Annotated in this window: 23 protein-coding genes and 6 pseudogenes; 17 read left to right on the top strand and 12 right to left on the bottom strand. The window is 69.1% G+C overall.

Annotation, left to right across the window (positions count from 1 at the left end; all coding sequences use genetic code 11):
* Positions 1 to 639: 639 nt before the first annotated feature.
* A complete protein-coding gene (locus tag OG747_RS37430) occupies positions 640 to 1,482 on the top strand; it encodes a hypothetical protein (protein ID WP_405883789.1) in 843 nt (280 codons plus the stop codon).
* A 23-nt stretch (positions 1,483 to 1,505) separates the two neighbouring features.
* On the opposite strand, the gene OG747_RS37425 is transcribed toward OG747_RS37430, so the two are convergent.
* Both OG747_RS37425 and OG747_RS37420 read right to left on the bottom strand, forming a co-directional pair.
* Entirely contained in the window at positions 1,506 to 1,718 is a 213-nt protein-coding gene (locus tag OG747_RS37425) for a hypothetical protein (protein WP_405883788.1), read from the bottom strand.
* Between the two features lie 181 nt (positions 1,719 to 1,899).
* Positions 1,900 to 2,145 carry a DUF5133 domain-containing protein gene (locus OG747_RS37420; RefSeq protein WP_405883787.1) on the bottom strand — a complete coding sequence of 82 codons (246 nt, stop codon included), beginning with the start codon at positions 2,143 to 2,145 and terminating at the stop codon, positions 1,900 to 1,902.
* 39 nt (positions 2,146 to 2,184) lie between these two features.
* On the opposite strand from OG747_RS37420, the pseudogene OG747_RS37415 reads away from it, so the two are divergent.
* The 5 genes and pseudogenes from OG747_RS37415 to OG747_RS37395 form a co-directional block, all read left to right on the top strand.
* Positions 2,185 to 2,502 (top strand): annotated as a pseudogene (locus OG747_RS37415) (VOC family protein); the annotation flags it as partial.
* Positions 2,503 to 3,237: 735 nt separating this feature from the next.
* Positions 3,238 to 3,888, top strand: coding sequence for a hypothetical protein (locus OG747_RS37410; protein ID WP_405883786.1), 651 nt, complete (start codon positions 3,238 to 3,240; stop codon positions 3,886 to 3,888).
* A 553-nt stretch (positions 3,889 to 4,441) separates the two neighbouring features.
* Entirely contained in the window at positions 4,442 to 4,798 is a 357-nt protein-coding gene (locus OG747_RS37405; RefSeq protein WP_405883785.1) for a ClpX C4-type zinc finger protein, read from the top strand.
* Between the two features lie 70 nt (positions 4,799 to 4,868).
* The gene (locus OG747_RS37400; RefSeq protein WP_405883784.1) at positions 4,869 to 5,249 is read left to right on the top strand and encodes a hypothetical protein; all 381 of its coding nucleotides are present in this window, start codon (positions 4,869 to 4,871) and stop codon (positions 5,247 to 5,249) included.
* Positions 5,231 to 5,353, top strand: a complete 123-nt coding sequence (locus tag OG747_RS37395) for a hypothetical protein (protein WP_405883783.1) — start codon at positions 5,231 to 5,233, stop codon at positions 5,351 to 5,353. The genes OG747_RS37400 and OG747_RS37395 overlap by 19 nt, the downstream gene beginning before the upstream one ends.
* Before the next feature lie 151 nt (positions 5,354 to 5,504).
* Here the strand turns inward: OG747_RS37395 and OG747_RS37390 are convergent, their stop codons facing one another.
* Positions 5,505 to 5,849 carry a helix-turn-helix domain-containing protein gene (locus tag OG747_RS37390; RefSeq protein ID WP_405883782.1) on the bottom strand — a complete coding sequence of 115 codons (345 nt, stop codon included), beginning with the start codon at positions 5,847 to 5,849 and terminating at the stop codon, positions 5,505 to 5,507.
* A 344-nt stretch (positions 5,850 to 6,193) separates the two neighbouring features.
* Here OG747_RS37390 and OG747_RS37385 point away from each other — a divergent pair, with 344 nt between their 5' ends.
* The 5 genes and pseudogenes from OG747_RS37385 to OG747_RS37365 all read left to right on the top strand — a co-directional run.
* Positions 6,194 to 7,438 (top strand): Dyp-type peroxidase, encoded by a 1,245-nt coding sequence (locus OG747_RS37385; RefSeq protein WP_405883781.1) that lies wholly within the window; start codon positions 6,194 to 6,196, stop codon positions 7,436 to 7,438.
* A gap of 85 nt (positions 7,439 to 7,523) precedes the next feature.
* Positions 7,524 to 8,591, top strand: coding sequence for a cytochrome D1 domain-containing protein (locus tag OG747_RS37380; RefSeq protein WP_405885902.1), 1,068 nt, complete (start codon positions 7,524 to 7,526; stop codon positions 8,589 to 8,591).
* 211 nt (positions 8,592 to 8,802) lie between these two features.
* Positions 8,803 to 9,014, top strand: a pseudogene (locus OG747_RS37375) (IS1380 family transposase); the annotation flags it as partial.
* 564 nt (positions 9,015 to 9,578) lie between these two features.
* Positions 9,579 to 10,799 carry a metallophosphoesterase gene (locus OG747_RS37370; RefSeq protein WP_405885900.1) on the top strand — a complete coding sequence of 407 codons (1,221 nt, stop codon included), beginning with the start codon at positions 9,579 to 9,581 and terminating at the stop codon, positions 10,797 to 10,799.
* Positions 10,800 to 10,829: 30 nt separating this feature from the next.
* Positions 10,830 to 11,111 (top strand): annotated as a pseudogene (locus OG747_RS37365) (peptidase S8); the annotation flags it as partial.
* 369 nt (positions 11,112 to 11,480) lie between these two features.
* Here the strand turns inward: OG747_RS37365 and OG747_RS37360 are convergent.
* From OG747_RS37360 to OG747_RS37335, 6 genes and pseudogenes are all read right to left on the bottom strand, one after another.
* Complete coding sequence (locus OG747_RS37360) at positions 11,481 to 11,969, bottom strand: GNAT family N-acetyltransferase (RefSeq protein ID WP_405883780.1); 489 nt, start codon at positions 11,967 to 11,969, stop codon at positions 11,481 to 11,483.
* 139 nt (positions 11,970 to 12,108) lie between these two features.
* A pseudogene (locus tag OG747_RS37355) lies at positions 12,109 to 12,948 on the bottom strand (MFS transporter); the annotation flags it as partial.
* Positions 12,949 to 12,987: 39 nt separating this feature from the next.
* Positions 12,988 to 14,193 (bottom strand): NAD(P)/FAD-dependent oxidoreductase, encoded by a 1,206-nt coding sequence (locus OG747_RS37350; RefSeq protein WP_405883779.1) that lies wholly within the window; start codon positions 14,191 to 14,193, stop codon positions 12,988 to 12,990.
* Entirely contained in the window at positions 14,190 to 14,399 is a 210-nt protein-coding gene (locus OG747_RS37345) for a ferredoxin (protein ID WP_405883778.1), read from the bottom strand. Before OG747_RS37345 ends, OG747_RS37350 begins: the two co-directional genes overlap by 4 nt.
* A gap of 35 nt (positions 14,400 to 14,434) precedes the next feature.
* Positions 14,435 to 15,679 (bottom strand): cytochrome P450, encoded by a 1,245-nt coding sequence (locus tag OG747_RS37340; RefSeq protein WP_405883777.1) that lies wholly within the window; start codon positions 15,677 to 15,679, stop codon positions 14,435 to 14,437.
* A gap of 132 nt (positions 15,680 to 15,811) precedes the next feature.
* On the bottom strand, positions 15,812 to 16,195 hold the full coding sequence (locus OG747_RS37335) for a MarR family winged helix-turn-helix transcriptional regulator (protein WP_405883776.1): 384 nt from the start codon (positions 16,193 to 16,195) through the stop codon (positions 15,812 to 15,814).
* On the opposite strand from OG747_RS37335, the gene OG747_RS37330 reads away from it, so the two are divergent.
* Positions 16,194 to 16,619, top strand: coding sequence for an ATP-binding protein (locus OG747_RS37330; RefSeq protein WP_405883775.1), 426 nt, complete (start codon positions 16,194 to 16,196; stop codon positions 16,617 to 16,619). The two genes, OG747_RS37335 and OG747_RS37330, sit on opposite strands and share 2 nt — an antisense overlap.
* Before the next feature lie 329 nt (positions 16,620 to 16,948).
* Here the strand turns inward: OG747_RS37330 and OG747_RS37325 are convergent, their stop codons facing one another.
* The 3 genes and pseudogenes from OG747_RS37325 to OG747_RS37315 all read right to left on the bottom strand — a co-directional run.
* The gene (locus OG747_RS37325) at positions 16,949 to 17,395 is read right to left on the bottom strand and encodes a nitroreductase family deazaflavin-dependent oxidoreductase (protein WP_405883774.1); all 447 of its coding nucleotides are present in this window, start codon (positions 17,393 to 17,395) and stop codon (positions 16,949 to 16,951) included.
* 270 nt (positions 17,396 to 17,665) lie between these two features.
* Positions 17,666 to 18,820: a Gfo/Idh/MocA family oxidoreductase gene (locus OG747_RS37320; RefSeq protein ID WP_405883773.1), complete on the bottom strand. Its 1,155-nt coding sequence runs from the start codon at positions 18,818 to 18,820 to the stop codon at positions 17,666 to 17,668.
* 197 nt (positions 18,821 to 19,017) lie between these two features.
* Positions 19,018 to 19,161 (bottom strand): annotated as a pseudogene (locus OG747_RS37315) (IS481 family transposase); the annotation flags it as partial.
* Between the two features lie 41 nt (positions 19,162 to 19,202).
* On the opposite strand from OG747_RS37315, the gene OG747_RS37310 reads away from it, so the two are divergent.
* The 5 genes and pseudogenes from OG747_RS37310 to OG747_RS37290 all read left to right on the top strand — a co-directional run bounded on the left by OG747_RS37310 (position 19,203) and on the right by OG747_RS37290 (position 23,220).
* Entirely contained in the window at positions 19,203 to 19,700 is a 498-nt protein-coding gene (locus tag OG747_RS37310) for a TetR/AcrR family transcriptional regulator (RefSeq protein ID WP_405885898.1), read from the top strand.
* Between the two features lie 755 nt (positions 19,701 to 20,455).
* Positions 20,456 to 21,178 (top strand): hypothetical protein, encoded by a 723-nt coding sequence (locus OG747_RS37305; RefSeq protein WP_405883772.1) that lies wholly within the window; start codon positions 20,456 to 20,458, stop codon positions 21,176 to 21,178.
* Positions 21,138 to 21,596: pseudogene (locus OG747_RS37300) on the top strand (transposase); the annotation flags it as partial. The gene OG747_RS37305 and the pseudogene OG747_RS37300, both read left to right, overlap by 41 nt.
* Positions 21,597 to 22,116: 520 nt before the next feature.
* Positions 22,117 to 22,563 (top strand): hypothetical protein, encoded by a 447-nt coding sequence (locus tag OG747_RS37295; protein ID WP_405883771.1) that lies wholly within the window; start codon positions 22,117 to 22,119, stop codon positions 22,561 to 22,563.
* 9 nt (positions 22,564 to 22,572) lie between these two features.
* Positions 22,573 to 23,220 (top strand): glycosyltransferase family 2 protein, encoded by a 648-nt coding sequence (locus OG747_RS37290; protein WP_405883770.1) that lies wholly within the window; start codon positions 22,573 to 22,575, stop codon positions 23,218 to 23,220.
* The last annotated feature ends 174 nt before the right edge of the window (positions 23,221 to 23,394 follow it).

The raw sequence follows: 23,394 nt of genomic DNA, 5'->3' as shown, positions 1-23,394 counted from the left end.
GCTTCAGTCGTCACTGTTGCCTCGGTATCGCGCCGGCTTGCCGGGGGCCTAAACCACATCCTGTCCAAGTCACTCCGCCGACTAGACGTCCTCACCGACTTTGTGGCTCTTTCGGTGTTGTGGCCTAGTAATCACTTTGCATGAAATATGCCACGAGTCAATAGGCTTTGGGAGTATTTTTCGGCATCCCACTCATGCCAGCAGCGGCAGACGCGCATCGAACTCCGTCGGCGACAGTGCATGAGAGGCGTGGGCGTCGTCCCGCCGACCTGACCGGGGCGGCTTGCCAGAGCCCCGCTCGCCCGGGGCCGGCGCTGGGGATGGCGAGTTCACGGCCAACGGTAAAAGCCTTCCCGCTCCTCCACGACGTACGGGGCCATGGCGGCACGCCGCTGCGTCTCCGGCTCAGAGGCCCGCCAGGGGTGTCCGGCCGAATGCGGCGCGTCGTCGCCCAGACGAAGTATTCCTCCATCCCAGCCTCCTCCGCTACGTCGGTCCGGCTTGTCGGCGCCCGTGCGACCACCGTAGGTCCGCAGCACCGATGGCGCCTGCGCGGCGATCTCACCTCCCACCGAGAATCCGACATGGAAGGAAGAACATGATGGACGCACATCCGCGTTCCAGGAGGAGAAGTACGAAATGACTAAATCCGGCCCTGGTGGTTCCGAGGGTGTGGCGGGCGGCAAATCGCGGTTCGATGACATCTACGACCGTCCGGACCCCCGCGCGTACTTCCAGCGGCTGGCCCCGCTTGAGTACGAGATCCCGCATCATGCCCAGCCGGTCTTCCGGCAGGCGGCAACCGACCGGGCTGCGTTCGACGACGGCCACCCCGGCAGGCTGGCGATGCTGGACGTGTGCTGCTCGTACGGGATCAATGCCGCGCTGCTCAACCACGACGTCACGCTGGCGGAGATGTACGAGCGGTACACCTCCTCTGCTTGCCAGACAATGTCGACGGCAGAGCTCGCCGCACGGGACAAGGAGTTCTATGCCGAGCGACGCCGACCGGACGCAGTGCCTGCCTTCGGCCTGGACGTCGCGGCACCCGCCGTGCAGTACGCGCTCGGGGTGGGACTGCTGGACGCCGCCTTCACCGATGACCTGGAACAGAACCCACTCAGCCCCGGTCTGAGGCGCGCGCTCGCCGAGGTCGGCCTCATCACGCTGACAGGCGGCGGCAGCTATATCACCGCCCGGACATTCACGGCACTGCTGGACAGTGCCAGAAGGCCGGTGTGGGTCAGCGCGTTCGTTCTGCGGACCGTGTCGTACCACCCGATCGTCCGGGCACTGGCCGCGCACGGTCTGAGCACCACCGTCGATGCCTCCCACACCTATCCGCAGCGTCTCTTCACCGACGAGCGGGAACAGCGGTATGCGATCAAGGCGGTACGGGCGCTGGGAGGTGATCCGGCAGGGCGCGAGAAGGACGGTCGTTTCCACAGCCTGCACTACGAGTCCCGGCCCGACACGCGGTGACAGTCAGGCGACCGAGCAGGGGCTCACCGTGCGCAGCCGACGTCCAGTACTTCGATCACGTCTCCGTGGACCGTGTAGACGAGCCAGCACCACTCGCCGAACGCTGCCGCCAGGTCCGGGGCCCGCATCTCCGCGTCCGCGGTGACCGCGACGATGAGCGCCATGATCTCCTCGTGCATCTCGTCCGGCACGTCGAAGAGCACGCTGACGGCGGGTTGAATCAGTTCGACTCGCATGACGCCCCCGCAGACGGGCAAGCAGGGCACCAGGTGAAGCGGCCTACACCGCTCGGCTCGATGACCGAAGAAAATCCCTCACGACCACCATAAATCCACTGTTTGCCGCGCGAGGCGGTACCCGCGGGCACGGCCTGGGTGCCGAAGGACCGAGCACGTCGGCCGCGGCACGGCATCGGCGTCAGCGGACAGCGGTGCGCGCTTGCCCGCCTCGGCGCCTGCCGTGCTCGGCCGAGGCCCGGGCGAGAAGGCTCTCTGCCTGTGCCACGGCGTCGGCGGCGTTGCGTTGTCCCATGAGGACGCAGAGTGTGTAGGCGGCGTCGTCGAGCCGGCAGTAACTGAGCGAGCTCAGCGGATCCCGCAGCAGAGCGGCCCATGCGGACCGGTAGGCGCGAAGCGCAGCGGCAGCGGTCCTGGCGTGGGGCATCAGCGTGTGGTCGCACTTCCCTGTGCCGGCAGGTCGGCCGTCGCAGGAGACCAGGCGGTCGCGGAGATGGCCACCCCGTGGCAGATGGCCGTGGCCTGGACGCCGTACTTCGCCGTGGCGAACGCGGACGAGACGGCCGCCCGCATCCGGGAGCGCGGCGGGACCGTGGCAGTGGGGCCGATCTCGTTCCCTCCCGGAAGGGCGGCGCTGCTCGCGGACCGCGACGGGGCCCGCTTCGGGGTGTGGCAGGGGAAACTCGTCACCGAGTGGGAGGCGTGGCGGCAGGCAGCGCCGACGTTCATCACCCTGCACACCCGTGACGCCTTCGACGCGGCCATCTTCTACGGCGGGGTCCTGCTCGACGTGGCCCTGGACCTCACCGACGGCATCGTCGGGGAACTGTCCCGCGTGACCGGCTACCGCCGCTGCACCTACGCCGGGTCGCTGCACCGCGTCCGGGAGACGATCGGCGACATCGACGTCCTCGTTGCGTCCGAGAAATCGGCGCCGCTGATGAAAGCGTTTCACCCAGCTGCCGTACGTCACGACTGCCCCTATGAGCGGGGTCCTGACTGTAACTGTCTGACCAGGTGGAAGACCTCCCGGGCCGCATAGCGCTTGAGGCAACGGACGATTTCGCCCGCGCGTGGGCGGCGTTGTTGGCGTCCAACTCGGCTTCCCTGACGTGTGATTGCCTCGCTCACCGGTTCGGGAACGCCGGTGATCGGCCGTACAGGCGGCCGAGATATCCGTCGCACCTGAGCGATGCGGAGTGGGCGGTCGTGCGCGACGCGATGCCGGTCCCCGGCTGGTTGGAGGGCCGCGGCGGGTAACCGGAGGGCTACTGCCACCGGCAGCTGGTCGACGCGGTGCGCTACCTGGTGGGCGGGGGGTATCACCTGGCGGGCGATGCCCGCGGACTTCCCCGCGTGGGACCGTGTCTACGCCTTCTTCCGGCGTTGGCGGGACAAGGGCCTGACCGCCGAGTTCCACGACCGGCTGCGCGACCGGGTCCGCGAGGCTGCGGTGAGGGCCCCACTGCGTAGCGGTGGGGAGGCGGGGCTGTCAGTCCCCTGTGCCATTGTTCGTGTCATGACCTCAGTCAAGGATCCAGAAGATTTTGTGGGCGTCACGGACACCATTGACGCCTTGTTACGGCAATGCGTGGATCACATCAACCGCAATCGCGACATGTGCACGCTCAAAGCAGAATGGTTCGCCTACATAGGGGAGTTGACGCTAGAGGGGGAGGTTACCTGGTTCGGGATGGGTCGCGGCGGCTGGTATCACGATGGACTGCCCACAGGACTGAGCAAGGCTCCGGTATATGCGGGCTTCTACTGGTGCCGGGAGGACGACAAGCCTCCGGTTGCCCGGGCCAACATCGTCGTCGTGCCGCTGGCGGACGCCGCCCGTATCGCGGCGGCCGACTGGGGCGACGGATATAACGGCTACGAACCGGCCCCGCTAGACGGATACGCCGTCTTGTGCAGCTCCCCGTTCGACCCGAAGCAGGCCGGAGTGGAAGGCGCCGAGGCCCATCTCCGCAATGCCAAGTGCATCATCGCGGCCGGAGACGCTGAGGGTCGCCAAGCCAACTATGCCGAGATCATCACCGATCCGGATCGCGGAGGCAACGCCCTGTTCTTTCCTGTCGAAGGGGAGGAGAGGGACGGCTACTCAGCAGTGGAGCCGGACGGAACCGTTGTCTGCCTCGCCTTCATCGACTACGACTTCGACTAGCGAGTGGCCTGACATGCGCACCGCCGTCTCAAGAACCGATTGCTTCCTCAGACCCGCAGGACGAGACCACGGGGAGGCTGACGTGGCGCTCGTCGCCGCCATGTTGCGGGTCGAGTCCTCCACCTACGGTGCGGACGGGTTCTCAGATCAGCAGGAGGCTACCGCCGGAGGCAAGCGCTGCCGACCATCCATTCCCCGCGCCATCCCGTGCCCTCGAACCGGGGGGCGTACATGCGGCCGGGCCCGACTCAGTACGCGACAGAGCCTTCGGCTGGGGCGAGCCAGCGGGGGGTCTGCATCGCCTGTTCTGTCACAGACGCCCCTATAACGGGGGCTATGGCTGTGTGGGCCTGACCAGCTGAAAGACCTCCCGAGCAGCGTAAACGGCGAGCTGACCAGGCGGCCGAGCAGCTGCGCAGAATCCTCTTGACCAGGAGTTCAGACAGCACTTCATCGTGCAGCGGGGACTCCGTCCTGGACGACGGACTTGTTGGGCCGGGCGTCGTGCCGGCGCACACTCCGGGCTGCGGCATCCCGACGGAACGACCCGCTCGTGCTGCGCATTCGCATCTCCTTCAACGACTCCCGGACGAAAGCCTTTGCGCCGGCGCGCGTGTCGTCGTGGGCTGTCGCCCCGGCATGGTCGCCAGATCCACCATCGCACCACGACAGACCGCTGCACGGCCATCCCCGCAGCGAGGAGCGCCGCCTGATTGCCGGGCCCGGGGTGTGGATCTGCTCCGACTGCGTCGCCCTGTGCGGCGAGAGTCGTCTTCCCCTGAACACCACGCATGGCCGACAACGATGGGCCAGTTCAGAGAAGTCACCAAGCCAAAGGAATTGGCGCCGTTCCACAGCGGTCGGGGCATCACAGACCTCCACGACAACCCCGAGCCCCACCAACCTATGAGCCCCCAATGCGGTTTGCTTCCCGACGACGCCGACGGGCGTCGCGGCCACGGCCGCCGCAGGCTGGACAGGTGGACTGGCCCGTCTCCGTCGCCCTCGCCCAGTCCGTACCGGCACTCCCCACCGGAACGGACTGGAGCTACGAGGTGAAACTGGACGGCCACAGAATGATCATGTGGCGGACCGGCGACGGGGTCCGGCTGCAGGCCCGCTCCGGACGCGATGTCACCGCCGTACGGGGAGACCTTGCCCTCGCCGGCGACCACCTCCCTGCCGGAGCCGTTCTCGACGGCGAGGCCGTCATCACCGCCGAGGACGGACGGATCAGCTTCGAGGCCGCACAAGCCCGAGTCGTCGTCGAGCAACTGCGCGATGAGGGCGTGCAGCGCCTCAAGGGCAGCGGAGAGATCGGCCCTGGTGCGACGCCGATCGGGTGGCAACGGGGATCCTGAGCGCGGTCTCCGGAGACGCGGCCATGCTGATCGCCACGGACCGCCTGGGCTATCTCGAAGTGGCGCTGACCGGAGCACTGGAGGGCCTGCGCCGCTCCGTGTAACGCGCTCACCTCTGCAGCGGCGCCGCGCTCGGCGACCCCCTCCTGGCGTGTCCGCCTCATTCCCGGGGCATGCCTCCGCGCGGAGCGACTCCCGTTGCCGCCGGGTCCCGGGCGGCTCGCCGTGGTGGCGCCGGAAGCCGGCCGCGAACGCCTAGGGCGAGCTGTAGCCGACGGTGCGGGCGATATTTGTCAGCCCGAGCTCGCCAGTACGCAGGTGGTCGCGGGCGAGAGCCATCCGCCAGTCGGTCAGGTACTGCATGGGAGTCTGGCCGAGGGCGTCGCGGAAGGTCCGTGCGAAGGCCGCCCGGGACAGGCCGCTGATCGCGGCGAGTTCGGGGACCGACCAGGGATGGCCGGCGTTCTCGTCCATGGCCTGCAGCGCGGTGTTCAGCCGGGGATCCGCGGATGCCTGGTACCAACGGGGCGCGGTCGAGCTGCGGCGGAAGTCGTTGCGGATGGCGAACACCAGGAGAACGCCGAGGAGCCGGTCCAGCACGGTGGGCCGGCCAGGCTCGGGGTGAGCAATTCGGCCCCCAGTACTCAAAGGGTCGCCAGCCGACGCACGACGTCGGCGGTGCAGGCTCGGCCGCGCGACGCCCACCCGAGTTGCACCACCACCCGTGTCCGATAAGTTCACTTTTGCGGACAGTCACGCAGCTGTCGGCGTTCCAGGCGCCGGTGCGGCTGCCGTATGCGGTCATGCGCCTTTCGGCGCCGAGCCGGCTCAGGGAAACCGCTCATGCCAGCGCCGTACGCCACCACCTGGTTCCTTACCTGAGGAGAACCATGACTGGGGAAGCAACTCCGAGATCAAACGTGGGGATCGGCGGCGGATGCCCTATGGGCGCCTTCGCTCGGCGGGCGCTCCTTCAGGGTGCGGCTGCGGGCCTGGCCGGAGCGACGGGCGGGACCGTCTTGGGCGACGGTGTGGCGCTCGCCGCCCCGGTGCGCAGCGGTCAGCGGCGCGTGATGTCGCGTGTGATTCCCCTGTACGGCCCTCACCAGGCCGGCATCCTCACTCCGCCCCAACAGGACGCGATCTTCCTCTCGTGCGACGTGACCGCCTCCGACCGTGCAGAACTCACGGAGTTGTTCCGCACGCTGACTTCGCGGGCCCGCTTCCTCACGGCGGGCGGCAGGCCCCCGAAGGAGCCCCCGCCCTCAACGCCATCGGACAGCGGCATCCTGGGACCCACGGTCGTCCCGGACGGTCTCACCCTGACCGTCGGAGTGGGCGCATCCCTGTTCGACGACCGCTACGGACTGAGCGGGCGCAAGCCGGTCCAGCTCGTGCCAATGAAGCCCTTCCTCCACGATGACCTGGATCCCGCCCTGAGTCAGGGGGACCTGCTCATCCAGATCTGTGCCGATCACCGCGACACGACGGTGCACGCACTGATCGACATCCTGACCCACACCAAGTCCGCGATGAAGCTGCGCTGGCGCATCGACGGTCAGCGCAACCCGGAACGCCCCGTGGGTGTCCGGCGCGACTGGTTCGGCTTCAAGGACGGCATCGCCAATCCGGACACCACCGACTCCGCGCAGATGAACCAGTGGGTCTGGGCCCAGCCGAAGTCCAGCGAACCGGACTGGGCCGCGGGCGGCACGTACCACGCGGTGCGTATCGTGCACTTCCACATCGAGGCGTGGCAGAAGGTGCCCGTCGCCGAGCAGGAGCGGATCTTCGGCCGCCGCAAGGCGAGCGGTGCTCCCATGTACGCCGTGGGCGAGAACGCCTCGGACCTCCTCGACCCCATCTACACCAATGACCCGCAGGGCCTGATCACCCCGCTGAACTGTCACATCCGCCGCGCCAATCCCCAGACCCCCGACACCGCGGCAACCAGCACCATCCTGCGCCGCAGTTACGACTACGACCGAAGCCCCAATGAGCCGGAACTCGACATGGGCCATGCGTTCGTCTGCTTCCAGCGAGAACTCAAGACCTACATCGCCATGCAGACCCGGCTGGAAGACGAGGCGCTGGTGCCCTACATCACGCCGAAGGGCGGGGGCTACTTCTTCGCACTTCCTGGAGTCCGGGACGAGAAGGACTACTACGCCCGCGGGCTGTTGACCTGAACTCGACCCCGACCCTTGTCACCCGGCGGCCGTCGGCCGTCGGCCGTCGGCACGATGCCGGCCGGTCCCGGACCAATCCCTTGTGATGCGCACAGGAGGCGAGATGTTCTCTGCCCTGCGGACCCGAGCCGGCAGCGGCCGCCGACACCCCAGGACACTCCGACCCGCCCTAGCCGCGACCATCGGCATCCTGTTGACCTCCTGCACCTCCGCCGGGTCGGCCGAAACGCATGCCGCAGCCAGGATGCCTGCGCCCTCCGACGGCCCCGGCTCCAGCGGCCGCGTGTATGTCACCAACCAGCAGGACAACACGCTCTCGGTCATCGACGCCCACACCTACAAGGTCCTCGCCACCGTAAAGACCGGTACAGCACCCGAAGGTGTCGCGGTCACCCCGGACGGCAGAAACGTCTACATCGCCGACAACGGTTCGGCCCAGGTAGCGGTGCTCGACACCCGCAACAACAAAATCACCACGACCGTGTCGGTGGAGAAGAGCCCCACGGGTGTCAGCATCACGCCCGACGGCAGATCGCTCTACGTCGCCAACGGCGGCTCGAACACCGTCTCGGTGATCGACACCGGAACCAACCGGATCACCGCGCGCATCCCGGTCGGCAAATCCCCGGTGAACGTGGCCTTCAGCCGTGACGGTAGTACCGCCTACGTCGCGAATTCCGGGTCGGGCACGCTGTCGGTCATCGACACCCGTACACGCCTGGTCACCGGGAACCTCCCCGCGGGGCGTTCCCCTGTGGGCGTCGTCGTCACCCCCGACGGCAAGTCCGCCTACGTCGCCGACGAGGTCGCAGCACGCGTCCTGGCCGTTGATACCCGCACCCGCAAGACCACTGAGGTGCCCGTCGGCGAAGGCCCCTTCGACGTGGCCATCGGGCCGGACGACAAATCGGTCTACGCCGCCGTACTCGGCCCGGGCAAGGTGTCTGTGATCGACACTGGCAGCAACCGCGTCTCGTCGGCCATCTCCGTGGGCCCTCCCGGCACCGACCCGTTCAACCTTGAGGTCACCAGCCACGGCATCTACGTCACGGAGCAGGCCGCGGGCACCCTCACGGTCATCGACCCCAAGTCCCGCAAGGTCCTCGCAACGGTCACCGTCGGCAACAGCCCCTACGGCGTGGCAGTGAGTTGAGCTCGTCCTGCCTTCCAAGCGCGGGTCGTGCGGTCCGGAGGCTATGGGCGGTGCCGGTTTCCTCGCGTGGTGCGAGGCGGGCGGCCTGGCCTCGAGCTTTCACGTGGGCCAGCGTCCGAGGTGTAATCGAAAACGAGAGAAGCACTCCTGACCTGCAACGATAGAGCTTGTCGAAGGTCCTGTCGGTTGCCAGGAAAGAAGCGCTTCCCAGGTGAAGAAACGTATCGGGTCCTATCCGCGTGTCCGCGTCGAGGGCGGTGGCCCCTTGGGGTCGTCAGCCAGGCGGGCGGCGTGCTTCTGGTGGAGACCGTCCGCAAGACCGGGCTGGATCAGGCCACATCGGCCGCTCCGGCGTCCTGGCGCAGGCCGCGGGGAGTGCACGAGCCGAGCAGGATCCTGCTGAATGTCGCGCTCGCGGTCGCACGGTGCCCGCGCCGGAGTCTGCACGCCCTCATAACGCGCGTGTTCGAAGCCCCACGGGGGCGTTCCCGCAGGGCTTCGTCGTCTCACACAGCCCCTATGAGCGGGGTCCTGGCTGTAGCCGTCCGACCAGGTGGAAGACCTCGCGGGCAGCCTCTCGGCTCCCCACTTCCTGGCCTACTTCAGCAGATCGCGGTATCCCGCAGAGCGTCGACGACAAGTCTGCGGGGCAGGCGGCGTACTGGACATGGTCGAACTGGACATGCCCGTCCCCCTTCCGGTCCGATGGCGCGTCACGTTGCCGGTACCGGGCCGCATCGGGCGGTCAGAATCGTGGGGACGATGGGCTGTACTCTCCACTGCTTCCGGAGCTTCTACGCCTCACCGTTCGAAGCCGCCGCGGCCCCGGTCAGGAGCAGAGTCACCAACCGCGTGAGCCGGGGGCGAACTCGGAGGCCACCTCGCCACATGGGGCTGCCCACCATGAGCACCCCGTCCGTCCGACCGGCCCGGGACGGCCGGATACAGTGCGCGCGACGGCAGCTTGGTTGCTCAAGGAGGGGAAGCGTGACCGACACCAGCGAAACCCGATCCGCCGACAGTGCAGCGCACGCGACTCAGCAGAGCCGACTGCACCGCCTGATGCGCTACCTCCCCCTGATCGCCCCTGTCCTGCTGTGGACCGTGCCCGGCTGGCTGCTGCTGCACACCGGCCAGCACTGGCCGCTCCCTGTCACGCTCGCCGGCACCACCCTGTTCGCCCTCGGCCTGATCGGTATGCCGCTCGCGATGGTGCGCGGCCACGGCCGACGCCAGCAGGACTGGGCGGCGATCGTCGGAGACACCCTGCTGGGCACCATCTGGACCCTGTTCACCTGGTCCGTCGTGCTCGGCGTCCCGCTGCGGCTCGTCCTGACCGTGACCGGCGTCGGCGACGGCCAGGACCGGGCCCGGATCGTCACCTGGGCGGTCCTCGGCGCAGCCACCGTGCTGCTCACCTGGGGGTACGCCGAGGCCCGCCGGGTACCACGGGTACGCCGCCTGGACGTCCAACTTCCGCGCCTGGGGGCCGGGTTGGACGGCACGCGCGTCGTCCTCATCACCGACACCCACTACGGCCCGCTCGACCGCGCCCGCTGGTCGGCGCGGGTCTGCGAGACGGTCAACACGCTGAAGGCCGACCTGGTCTGCCACACCGGCGACATCGCGGACGGCACGGCCGAACGCCGCCGCGCCCAGGCCGCCCCACTCGGCACCGTGCGAGCCACCCGGGCCCGGGTCTACGTCACCGGCAACCACGAGTACTACAGCGAGGCCCAGGGCTGGGTCGACCTGATGGACGAGCTGGGCTGGGAGCCGCTGCGCAACCGTCATCTGCTGCTCGAACGCGGCGGCGACACCCTTGTGGTCGCCGGCGTGGATGACGTCACCGCCGAATCCTCCGGCCTCGCCGGCCACGGCGCCCACCTCGCCGGAGCCCTGCACGGCGCCGACCCCGACCACCCCGTCCTGCTCCTGGCCCACCAGCCCAAGTTCGTCGACCGGGCGGCAGCCGGCGGCGTCGACCTCCAGCTCTCCGGCCACACCCACGGCGGCCAGATCTGGCCCTTCCACCACCTGGTCCGCATCGACCAGCCCGCCCTCGCCGGCCTCAGCCGCCACGGCACCCGCACCCTCCTCTACACCAGCCGCGGCACCGGCTTCTGGGGCCCGCCCTTCCGCGTCTTCGCCCCCAGCGAGATCACCCTGCTCATACTCCGCTCCCCGCAGCGGCCCCCCACGCCGTAGCGCTGGGCGGGCCGGCGGTTCCGCCTGGAGATGCTGCAGTGCGCCGGCACCCCGAAGAAGGGCTCCGCATCCTGCAACGCCCCGCGCGTCACCAGCGGCACCACCGCCTTCCAGGAAGAGCAGGCGGCGAAGAAGGGCATCGCACCCCAGACCGTCCGGCCGAACGCCGCCGCGGACTCCCCCACCGGCTACGGCCCCAGCGACCTGCAGTCGGCCTACGGCCTGGCCTCCGCCGCCTCCGCCAGCGGCTCCGGCAGGACCATCGCCATCGTCGACGCCTACGACGACCCGAACGCCGAGTCGGACCTGGCCAACACCCACGACCGTCAGGCTCTGATGCCCCTGTCCGGAGCCTCCCGCCGATCCGCTCCACCGCGGGCCGCACCGACGCCGGCCGGCCAAGCTCCACGGGGCAAGGGCTGTGACTACTTCCACTGGTTGTGTGAACTGCGTATTTACGCGGCCGACCTCGATCGTGTGTGGAGCGAGCCGAGGTGTACGCGATTTCGATGGCCCTGGGAGTGCCGGAGGCGAGGGCGTCACCGGGAGAGGCCGCCGGCGCAGTCGATTCCCCCGCCAGGGCAGAGACGACGGCACACACGGAGCGCGCGGCGTCCAGCGGCTCCTGCATGCCGGCCACCATGCAGGCGAAGCCGGTGTCCTGCGAACCGGCACACCGCGTCATTCCGAAGGAATGCGAAACTCGAATTCGGGACGGTCCCACGGCACGGCGGGCGGGTTCGCGAGCGCGGTCCCGGTCCGCACTGCACCAACGCGGTGGTAGAAGTCCTCGGCGGGAATATGCGACACGACCTTGACACGGTCGAGCCCGGCGGCACGGGCCTCGGACTGCATGTGCGCGACGAGCAGCCGTCCAATACCCCGTCCTTGCGCTTCGTCGGCGACGAACAGCAGGTCGAGCTCCGGTGGAGCGAGGACGAGCGAGTAGAACCCGAGGACCCGGCCTCCATGTTCGTCGGCGCCGACGGCTACGAAGGCGCGGTGGGCTTCGATGTAATCAGGACCGACCCGGTAGCCCGCGACTGCGGCTGCGTACTTACCCTCGTAGGCGCCTGAGCCACGCACGAGCCGCGTGAGCCGTTTGGCATCCCGCGCGACGGCCCTCCGTATCGTGATCGGCTGGCTGATCGGGGAAGTGCGTGAACTCATCGGGAGAGTATTTCGCACCGGGGAATGCCGTCCTGCGGCGGGTCGGCTGCTCGGGCAGGCGTTCCTGCACCGCTCCCGGGAACCACTCGTGCGAGCGCAACCGATCTCACGCCGAAGCCGCGCCGGAGCGCTTCGGTGCCAGGGTGAGCGTGCCGCCGATGAGGCCGGCGAGCACCCAGGGGTCGGTCCAGCCCATGGTGTGTCCGCCGTAGGGCTGGATGCCGTAGGTGATGGCGGCCAGCAGTGCCGTCAGCCCGGCGGCAAAGGTGAGGTTTCCCCACCAGTCGATCCGCCCGGGATTGCGGATGCCCGTCTCGTGCAGCGACTTGTACGCCCACACGGTGCCGATCAGTCCGATCGGCACGTTGACCCAGAAGATGGAGCGCCAGTTCCACTCCACGAGCGCGCCGCCGAGGACCAGGCCGATGAACGTGCCGGCGATGCCGGCGACCATGTTCACGCCGAGGGCCATGCCGCGCTGCCGGGCGGGGAAGGCGTCGGTGAGGATGGCGGTCGAGTTGGCCATCAGCATCGCGCCGCCGACGGCTTGCACGATGCGCCATCCGATCAGCCACAGCGCACCGGCCGAGCCGTGCAGCGGGTCGGCGGAGAGGATCACCGAGGTGACGGTGAAGACGACGAATCCCGCGTTGTAGATGCATACCCGGCCCCGCATGTCGCCGAGTCGGCCGAGGGTGACGACCAGCACGGCGGTGACCAGCAGGTAGCCCATCAGCATCCACAGCAGGTAGCTGACGTTGCCGGGCTGGAGCGGGTCGAGACGGAGGCCGGTGAAGATGCCGGGCAGCGAGATCAGCACGATCGAGCCGTTGACGGTCGCGATCAGCACGCCGAGCGTGGTGTTGGTCAGCGCCACCCATTTGTAGCGGGGGTGGTCGGCGCTGATCCAGGCACGGCGACCGCGGGGCCGAACGCCGGGGGCACTGCCTGCCGGGCTGGGGGTTTGGTCGGTGGTCACCGGCAGTCCTCCCTCCTTGCTTCCTGTCGGAAGAGCGGGTCAGTTCACGGCTGCCGGGCTGAGCGCGGGTGTGGCCGCGAAAGTCGTCCACGGAGCGCGGTCGACGACCAGGTGGCGCAGCGTGCGTACCTGGCGTGGTGCGTTCCAGCCGAGTACGCCGACCACCCTCCCGTGGTGCCCGTAGGCGGCGGCGAAGTGGCCGTCCGACGGGTCGCCGTAGACGATCCGCATCTCCGCGTCCGGCGGGAAGATCCCGTACGCCTGGATCCTGGTGTCGTACTGGTCGGTCCAGAAGTAGGGCACGGGAGCGAACGGGGTGACGTCGCCGAGCAGGTTGCCGGCCGCGGCCATGGCCTGTTCGGTGGCGTTCATCCGGTGCTCCAGCCGCATGCGGGTGCCGAAGTGGGCATTGGGCCAGGAGGCGACGTCGCCGGCGGCGTAGATCCCGGGTGCCGCCTGGCAATATGCATCGCACTCCACCCCGTCTCCCAGCGGCAGGCCCGAACCTTCCAGCCAGCCGGTCGCGGGCCTGGCGCCGAGGGCCAGGACGACGGTGTCGGCCGGGAGCGTGGTGCCGTCGCCGAGTTCCACTCCGGTCACCCGGCCGCCTGCGCCGCGCAGCCGACGTACCGGCACTCCGCAGCGCAGGCGTGTTCCGTGGTCCCTGTGCAACGCGGCGACGAGCGCACCGATCCGGTCCCCGAACGGGCGCCGCACCGGGACCGGCTCCGGCTCGGCCACGGTCACGTCCAGGCCCATGGCCCGTGCGGCCGCGGCCACCTCGGTGCCGAGAAATCCGGCGCCGACCACGACGACCTGGGGCCCGGCTCGCAGCGCGGCTCGCAGGGCGATCGCGTCGTCGAGCGAGCGCAGGACATGGACTCCGGCCAGATCGCTGTCGGGCAGGCGCCGGGGAGCCACACCGGTGGCGATGACCAGCGCGTCGAAGCCCATGCTCTCGCCGCCTCCCAGGCGCACCCGGCGGCCCGGGACGTCCAGGGCGACCGCGCGCTGTCCCAGCAGCAGGTCGGCCCGCAGCCGCGCGAGATCCGGCAGGGAGCGCAGGGTGGCGCGTTCGGGCTCCCAGGCGCCGGTCAGGATCTGCTTGGACAGCGGCGGCCGGTCGTACGGCGGACGGGACTCCTCACCGATCAGCGTGAGGGTGCCGCCCCAGCCTCGGCGGCGGAGGGTCTCGGCCGCGGTCAGGCCGGCGGCCGAGGCTCCCACGATGACGATCCGGTTCACTCCTTCGTCTCCTGTTCTTCCAGCCAGATGGCCTGGGCCGGGCAGAGGGCGACGGCCTGCCGGACGTCGTCCGCGAGGCCCTCAGGCGGGGTCTCGACGCGCAGGACGACGATGCCGTCCTCCTCGCGCTGGTCGAACACCTCCGGTGCGCTCAGCACGCACTGGCCGGAGGCCACACACTTGTTCTGGTCGACGATCACCTTCATCGGATCCTCCTTTCCTGCGCGGCACTTGGCCGCGCTCACCAGGTGACGGGCAGTTCGTAGACGCCGTAGACGTTCCCGTCGTGCTTGAACGGGATCTCGTCGAGATCCACGGCGAGCTTCAACGTGGGGATGCGGCGGTAGAGAGTGCTGTAGACGACCTGCAGCTCCACCCGGGCCAGCGGCTGGCCCAGGCACTGGTGGACGCCGAAGCCGAAGGCCACGTGGTGGCGGGGGTTGCGGTCGATGTCCAGTTGGTCGGGGTCGGGGTCGGGGAAGGCGTCGGGATCGCGGTTGGCGACGTCGTTGGCGAGGACGACGCCCTCACCGGTGCGGATGGTCACGCCGCCGACCTCGATGTCCTCCAGGGCCACCCGGCGCCGTCCGCTGTGCACGATGGTGAGGTAGCGCAGGAGTTCCTCGACCGCCGAAGCGACCAGCTTCGGATCATCGCTCTCGCGCAGCCGGGCCAGCTGGTCCGGGTTCTGCAGCAGGGCCAGGGTGCCCAGCGCGATCATGTTCGCGGTGGTCTCGTGCCCGGCGGTCAGCAGCAGCATCCCCATGCCGGCCGCTTCGTGCCGGGAGAGCTCGTCGGCCCTGACCCGCTCGGCCAGCGTGGAGAGCACGTCGTCGGCCGGGTGGGCGAGTTTGACGCCGATCTGCCGGTCCAGGTAGTCGAGCAGTTGCTGTGTGGCCACCCGCGCCTGCTCCACGGTGCTGTCCCTCTTGACCAGGATCTTGCTGTTGGCCTGGAAGAAGTCGTGGTCGGCATACGGGACGCCGAGCAGCTCGCAGATCACCAGCGACGGCACCGGCAACGCGAACGCCTCGACCAGGTCCGCCGGCCTGGGCCCGGCGAGCATGGTGTCGATCAGGCCGTCGACGATCTTCTCAATGGCAGGCCGCAGCGCCTCCACCTGCCTGATGGAGAAGGTTGCGGTCACCATCCGGCGAAGCCGGGCGTGCTCCGGATCATCCATGTTGATGAAGGTCCGCGACTGCCTCCGGCGCTCCTTTTGGGCCGGGCTCAGATGGGGGTAGTGCGGGCGGTCGCTCTCCGAGCTGATCCGTGGATCGGCAAGCAGTGCCCGTACGTCGTCGTAGCGGGTGACCAGCCACGGGGTTCTGCCGTCCCACAGCCGCACCCGGCTGATCGGAGCCTGGTCCTGCAGAGTGTGCAGAGCCGGCGGCGGATCGAAGGGGCAGCGGGCAGCCCGGGCCATGGGGTAGTCCGGTACCTGCGCCGACGGCACATCGGTGCCGGGTGCCGAGAAGGTGTTCATGGTTCTCCGCCCTTTCCGGAAGTCGGATATGGGGGCAGTGCCGGGACCGGGCCCGGCGCGCGTGGGGCGCGACGGGGCAGCGGAGCAGGTCCCGCCTGCTGGAGGAGACACCGAAGAGCGCAGCCAGGAGGCTCAGGAGGGTGATTCGCCGCCGGAAACGCGGGGTTGTGGGGCGGCTTGGATCATCCGCCGCACGATGGGCAGGGCCGTGCGCATGGCCTCGCCCAGCGCCCGCACGTCCTGCTCGGGCAACGCGGCCAGCATGTCGGCCACCCGGGCACCCTGCGCGCGCCGGCGCTCGGCCATCAGCTCTCGCCCGGCTCCCGTGATGGCAACGAGGCGGACCCGCCCGTCCTCGGGATGGCCCACTCGAGTGGCCAGGCCCTGGTCTTCCAGCCGATGCACCAGGGCTGTCATCGACGGTTGGGCGATTCCCTCCGCCGCTGCCAGCGCGGTCAGCCGGATCGGACCTTCCTGCTCCAGCCGGCTGAGCGCCGCGGCGGTGGTCAGACTCATGCTCTGCCGGCAGGGCCCTGCTCGCAGTCCGTCGGCATCCGTCGGCACATGGACCCTGGCGCACCGCCCGGAAGCCGCCGGAGAAGCTCGCAAGATCACCAAAGAACTCCTGGCTCGGTGGAGTGTCGCCGAGGACGCGGCCGACTCGGTCCTTCTGACCGTCTCCGAACTCGTCACCAACGCCGTGGAGCATGCCCGGCCCCCACTGAACTTCGGACTGAGCCGCGACCCGGGCACTCAGCGAGTGCACATCGAGGTGTCCGACGGAGGCCCTGCCGCCATGGACGGCGACTGGGCAGGCAGCTGCACCCCCCACGAGCACGGCCGCGGACTGGAGATCGTCGATCAGCTCACCGCCGCGCACGGCGACCGTGCGGAACCCGGACGCGCCGTCCACTGGGCCGACGTCACCAGCGTGCCCTGACTCGACCGTGCGACAGAGCCCGGCGCGCGCGATCGTCCCCGCGTCCCGTGCCGCGCGGCGAGTGAGCATCGGGTACGCCCGCGCCTCAACCACCCGGCAGGCGTCGGCGAGGCGGCTCAAAGCTCTCCTGCTCACGCGGTCGGCAGCATCTCCATGAACGGCGCCAAGCCGCCTTGAGGGGCGCTCAGTAGCCGAAGAAGCGAGGGGACCGCCTTCCGACCTGCAGCCCCCGCTGAGATGTAACGCCCTGAACTGCCGTCGAGGTGTCGACGCTATCCACGTTGGTCATCGCCGGATGCCCGCCACGGCCCCGAGACACCCTGAGCTCACTACCCGACGACAGGTTCCAGGACGAACACCGGGAACTGCCGCGAGGTCTTCTTCTGCATCTCGGCGTATCTCGGAAAGACAGCGACCGCGCGCCGCCACCACTCGGCCCTTTCCTCGCCGGTGGCCTCATGGGCCGTCATGTCCTGCTGTACGGGGCCGTCCTGGAGTTCGACATGCGGATCGGCCTTGACGTTGAAGTACCACAGCGGATGCCTGGGGGATCCGCCCAGCGAGCCGACCACCGCATAACGCCCCTCGTGCTCGACGCGCATCACCGGCACCTTGCGGATCTTGCCGGTCTTGGCGCCCCGGGTGCTCATCACCACCACGGGCCACCCCGTGTCCCACAGTGTCGTCCCCCTTGCGCCGCCGGAGCTCTCGTACACCTCCACTTGCTCGCGCACCCACTGCGTCGTGCTGGGTCCATACTCGCCCTCAAGAGGCATGGCATCCGTCCCTTCGTCGCAGGAAGGTCCTCGCACCGGCTCCAACGCCGGTGCAGGCATCAGACATTCCGGACATTGGATGGCCTCACAGGTGGACGTCCCGCCCTCGGTCGGGCCCGGCCTGTCGCCTGAGGCCATCGCCCCGAGAACCCACTGGAGCTCGTCGTCACCTCGGGCAAGAACCAGGGCAAGCGCCCCTCGGTCGCCGCGGCCTACCGCATCCTGGCCGAGGGCGAAACCGTCGAGCTCATTACCGGATTCTCTTCGGGGCTACGCGCCTTGCTCTGTGAGTGTGACCTTCCGTCCGGTGCGTGCCGCTTCCCGGATCCGCTCCAGCATGCGGTGTCGCCGGACGGCGTGCCGGAAGTCGGGAACGCCGTCCTCGTCCGGCGCAAGGCTCCCGGTGATCTGGTCGCGCAGAAGCGCGTACTGGTGGGCGACGTTGCAGGCGGGTTCGGCGGATCGCTCGGTCCATTGCGTCAGCGAGCGCTGATAGCGGGCGGGAACCGGAAGTTCGGTCAACGCGCCCTCTTCTCCTCGGGCGCCGTACAGCCGCAGCCGCCCCTGGAACCACAGAGCCTGGTCGGCCTTGACGACGAGATCGCCCTCCGTGCCGTTGATCTCCCAATGAAACGCGGTGGCGCGGGAGGTCCCACCGCGGAAGTGCATCGCGGCCACGGCCCCCGACTCCAGCACCCCCGTGACGGCGATCTGATCCTCTGCGCTCTTGGCCGCGACCGCCCCGCTCGTGACGTGGACGACCTCCGGGCGCAGGTTCTCGATGAGAGCCGACACCTCGCGGAACTCCCCGAGCACCATGGTCAGCGCGTCGACCGAGTGCCCGAAGGGGATCGACAGCAGCGTGGCGCCGCTCGTTACGTCCAGAATGTACGCATAGTTGTCGTCGTACGTGGCGCCCCCGATCCAGCCCGACCCGAGCATGCTGGTCGACAGCACCCGCCCCACGTAGCCGTCGGCGACCAGGTCCCGCAGATACCGAAGCGGCGGCGCCGACCGGGCCTGCAGACCGACAGCCGTGAGCACACCCTTGCGCTGCGCGAGGTCGGCCAGTTCTTCGGCCTGCGCGAGGTCGGCACCGAGCGGCCACTCGCTGAACACCGTCTTCCCCGCTTCCAGCGCGGGCCGGATGAGCTCCAGGTGGTGCGGAACCTTCACCGTCACCACCACGAGATCGACTTCCGCACTGCGGGCCAGCCCCTCTGCACTGTCGAAGGCCAGCGGCACCGCGTACTTCTCGCCGGCCGCACGCGCCGACTCGGCGCTGCCGGCGCTCAGCGCCCGCACCTCGTATCCGTCGAGCCCGGCCAGCGCCGGCACATGGGCGGTGGCCGCCCACCCGCCGCTCGCGCTCAGCCCGACGACACCGACACGAATCGGCTCCCGATGAGGGGAAGTGGACGTCATGTGCACCCCAGCGTTCGCGACCGCCTGCTCTCTCACCTCAAAACGGCCCATAGCCATGGAGGACACGGTCCAGGCATCACGTTCAGCGACATGTCGATCGGTTCGCCGCTCGTCAACGGCACCTCAACTCGGCGAGTTCGCCTCCCCGCACCCTGCCCTGCGGCTCGTCGTCGCCGCCGAACCGGCTGAGGACGCCCGAACGCGGCGGCGGTCTCTTGTTTTTCGTCGGCCAGGATCTCGCTGTAGGCCAGTCTGGAGTGGTCGTCCACGGCGTTGTGGAGGTAGCTGTAGCCGCCACCAACGCGGTTCTTGCGGCCGGCCTGACGGCCCAGGGCCTGATGGGCGTGCACCGCGCAAAGATCAAGTTCGCAACCGGCGGCGGCTGCTCGATGCGGCCCGCCTGGCCTTCGCCGAGCAGGGACCCGACCTGAGCATCGAGGCCATCGCCCGGACCGCGGGAGTGGGAGCGACCACCTTCTACCGGCACTTCGCGACCAAGGACGACCTTGTCCTCCAACTGCTGGAGGACTTGGCGCGCGGCGCAGGCCAGGTCGCGGATGAGGCCGCCGCCATCGCCGACGACTGGGAGGCCTTCTGCGCGGTGTTCACCCGCGGGTGCGTGCTCGATGACGCGGGGCTGCGGTTGTTCGACGCTCTGTGCAAGACGAGCCCGCAAGCGGCCGAGCGGGGGACGACTCTCACCGCCTCCTTGATCACCCCGGTCGCCGACCGGGCCTGGCAAAGCGGCCAACTGCGCGGGGACGTCACCGCCGAAGACGTGGCGGCGTTCATGCGCATGGCCGACTCGGCCTCAACCCCCCGGCAGCGTGAGAGCGCGCACGAGGTGATGCTGGCCGGCCTGCGCACCCCGGCCGAGTAGCGGCATCCTGTTCCCGGCCTACGGCGGAGGCCGCCTGCCAAGCCGGGCTGGTTGCCGCCCAGCTCCTCGCCGGTGGTCGACCCCGGCCGGCATCTGGGCGGCATTGACTGCGGCCGGGAAGTGCACGCGTGGGGTGCACCGCCCATGCCGCCCAACGGCCTGTGGGCACCTCAGCCGCGAGAACACCTTGCCCCGGCAGCCGAAGGATCAGCGGCAGTGGCGCCCTGACCACGACTTTGCGGTGGGGTCAGAGGCAGGGAGCGGCCCCCGCCGCTTCAAGATCATCCCGCGGCGACCCCGTGACTCACCTGAGCCGACCCTCCTGACGGACAGCCCAGGCAATCACTAACTTCCGTTCCGAGGCCCAGAGGCCTGCCTGGGGTGCACCTCCATCGCCCCCGGCCGCGTCGCGCGTGTCGCCTCGGCGTCAGCAGCTCGGTCATGCCAGGGACATCATCATCTCCTGCAGCTCCGTGCCGACATGCTGCCCAGCAGCACAGCGGCACGATCCTTCGTCGCGAACAAACGACATCTGGCCCGGTTCGCACGCACGACCAGCAGTAACGAACAAGCCTCAGCCGCATGGCCGTTCCTAACCTGCGTGGGCAGAACACCTAGCCATCAACGCCGCACTCAAGGCAAGTCTCTGCTCCTGACGAGCGAAGATGTCCCGACCGGGGCTGCCGCTCTCCCGCCCTCCAGCAACAACAGCCATATCGGCCCACAGGCATTCCGCGGCTGTCACCATGGCGTCCATGGAAAGCGAACTGCCACCGGGCCAGCCTCCGCGAGTCCTCAACCCTCTCTGGATCATCGCGCTCTTCCTGGGGCTCTCAGAGACCACCGTAGGAATTGCCGCTGCTCTATCGAGCGGCTGGGTCCAAGGGCTGCTCGCAGTGTTCGCAGTCGCGTTTCCCGTCCTGGTCTCTGCCGTGTTCTTCTTCATATTGTGGCAGCGGCCGGAGGTGCTCTACGCACCCGGGGATTTCCCCGAGCACGTATCGATCAACACCTATGTGGACGGCATGCGCCGACGGGCAGCAGCAGGTCCCGATGCCATCCAAGCGGTCGTCAACGACATGCTGCGGACCGTTCTGCCCGATGCTTTGAGCAGTGCCTCGGACGCCTCGGACGTGGTGGAGGAGACGTTGGCCAATGCCAACCAGGTCCTCGTGGAGCGTACTCTGAGCGTCGATATCAGCCCCATAACGGGAGTTCCCGGAGACCTGTTCCGTTCCACGGTCTACAGCACGCAGACGGTGAGCGATTTTCTCGACGCCCTCTGGGAGCACCTCAGGGACTTCGTCGCGCCGTTCAGATATGGCCGTGACTGGATTCTGGTCGATCAGCAGAACAACAAGCCGCTCAGGAACCTGGGGTCCTACTGGTCCGAGAGGAATGATACGGAGGCCGACTACAGGCTCCTCAGCGGCGTGGGCATTACCCCTGCGTCCCACCTCGTCGCGAGGCGCCGCTGAGCACCATCTGCGGGGACACGGCGAGGCCAAGACCGACGCCCGTGACGCCTTCGTCATCGCGGACGCGGCCCGCGTTGTGCCTCACACGCTCCGCTCGGTCGACCTCGAAGACGAGACCATCGCCGAGCTGGAGATGGTCGTCGGGTTCGACGACGACCTGGCCGGCGAAGCAACTCGCATCTCCAACCGGCTGCGGGGGCTGCTGACGCAGATCCATCCGCACCTGGAGCGAGTTCTCGGTCCGCGCATCCAGCACCCGGCCGTGCTCATGCTGCTGGAACGGCTCGGATCCCCAGCGCAGATCCGCAAGGCCGGACGACGACGGCTGATCAGCTTGATCCGGCCGAAGGCCCCGAGGATGGCCGAGCGCCTGGTCGAGGACATCTTCACCGCCCTGGACGAGCAGACCGTAATCGTTCGCTCTTCCTTGCGTGCCCTACGCGGAATGGTCACGTGCTGGGCCACGTTCATGGACACCAGCCGACGTGTCACGGCTCGATTCAGAGCGTCAGCCAGTACGTCCTGGGCCACTCCGCCGTACTGCACGGCCCCGACGACCAGGCCCTGTACGTCGCCGACCGCCCGCTGCGCCCCCACCAGTTCGTCGGCATCCGGGAACCGGACGGCATCGCCGTGCCCAACGATCCCGCACGTGCAGCAGCACAGATCGCCCGCCGGCTGCTGCCCCGCTACGCGACCGCCCGAAACGCGGTCCGTCACAACGCCCGGCGGGAGCCCGAGCCCCCGCACTGCAAGGGGCCGCCGCAGGTCGCGCAGGTCCTCACCCTGACCTGGTACGAAGACGTTCCTTCATCGCCCGCCCCACCGTCGGCCCGGGGTTCAGCGGCATCCACGTCCAGCTCGACGGCGCACCCAGCCACCACCTGCCTCTCCTCCTGGCCGCCTACCAGCACAAGTTCGGACGCGACGTGGAGGCCATGTCCCGTCACCTCATCGACGATGTCGCCGTCGGCTGGGACGAGCTGGGCACCGATCTCCTCGACGATGCCCCACCCACGCTCGTGGCCGCGCTGACCGGCGGCGAGCACTGGCCCAGCCGTACGCTCGACCACCTGATCACCCCGGACGGCTCCCCGCCTGTGCGCATGACGGTCACCGACGAGACCGCCGAGGCGCAGGACATCCAGTGGGGCTACGTCCTTCGCGAAGAGGGAATCGAGGTGATCAGCTTGCTCCACGAGGACATCGGCCCGGTCGTGGGCTGGGCCACCGACCCGCGCACCGCCTTCAGCGACCACCCTGCGGCCTGGTCCTCCCTCGCCCCCGCGCCAGCCATCCGGGCATCGCGCAATACGCCGCCCCAGAGTGCTCCCGCCGCATCCCCGGCGAGGGCCGGCACCCCACGCCCCGCCACGCGCCGCTAGTGGGAGGCCGTGATCGCGCTCGACGGTGCCTCGCCCGACCGCCTGCCGCCCCCGCTCGCGCAGGACCCCCGCGTCCGCACCCTTGCTCTGCCCCGGCCGGTCGGCGCCGCATGCGCCCGGAATCTGGCCCTCGCCCACGTCCGCACCCGGTACACGAACTGGGCGGACGACGATGACGAGTTCCCCGACGACGCCATGTCCGTACGGCTGGACGCCCTGGAGTCGACCGGGGTCGGCTGGTGTGCGGGATGGAGCGAGGACCAGCACCCCGACGGCTCGACCACCCTGTGGCGATGCCCCACTCCGCCCGGCCGGCACGAGGCCGGCGACGTGTGGACGTACTGGAAGTCGCCGGCGGACACCATCCCCATCGGGCCGACCACGATCCTCGCCCGCACCGACCTCGTGCGCGCCGCTCCGACGGGCGGTCTCGTTCAGGGCGAGGACTACTGCGCGGCCATCGGCGTCTCCGCTCTCGCGCCCGGAATCCTGCTGCCGGTCCCTGTGTACAGATACCGAAAATGGAATGGGCAGATGACGGCCCAGGTGGGATACGACCAGCTGGAGGCGGCGGCCCGAAAGCATGCCTGGCAGTACGGCCGCAGTCTGCGCTCCGTCCTGCGCCGCGGCGAGGATGTAGGATCCGCGATTCCGTGAGCACTGTCGGCTGATCATGAGCACTGTCCGAGCAAATCCGGGTGATCATGAGCACTGGCTCAACGACCTGCCCCGGGGCCCGGGGCAGATTACCGAGGCGGCGTACGGCTTCGGTGCAGCCCAGTACGTTGACGCCTTCTGCGACCTCGGTGCCCTGTTCGCCAAGAACCAGGT

The sequence above is a fragment of the Streptomyces sp. NBC_01384 genome (genome assembly GCF_045040035.1).
In the GTDB taxonomy this organism is placed as follows: Bacteria; Actinomycetota; Actinomycetes; order Streptomycetales; family Streptomycetaceae; genus Streptomyces.
Note: the sequence above shows the minus strand (reverse complement) of the source record. Positions and strands in the feature narration are given on the sequence as shown.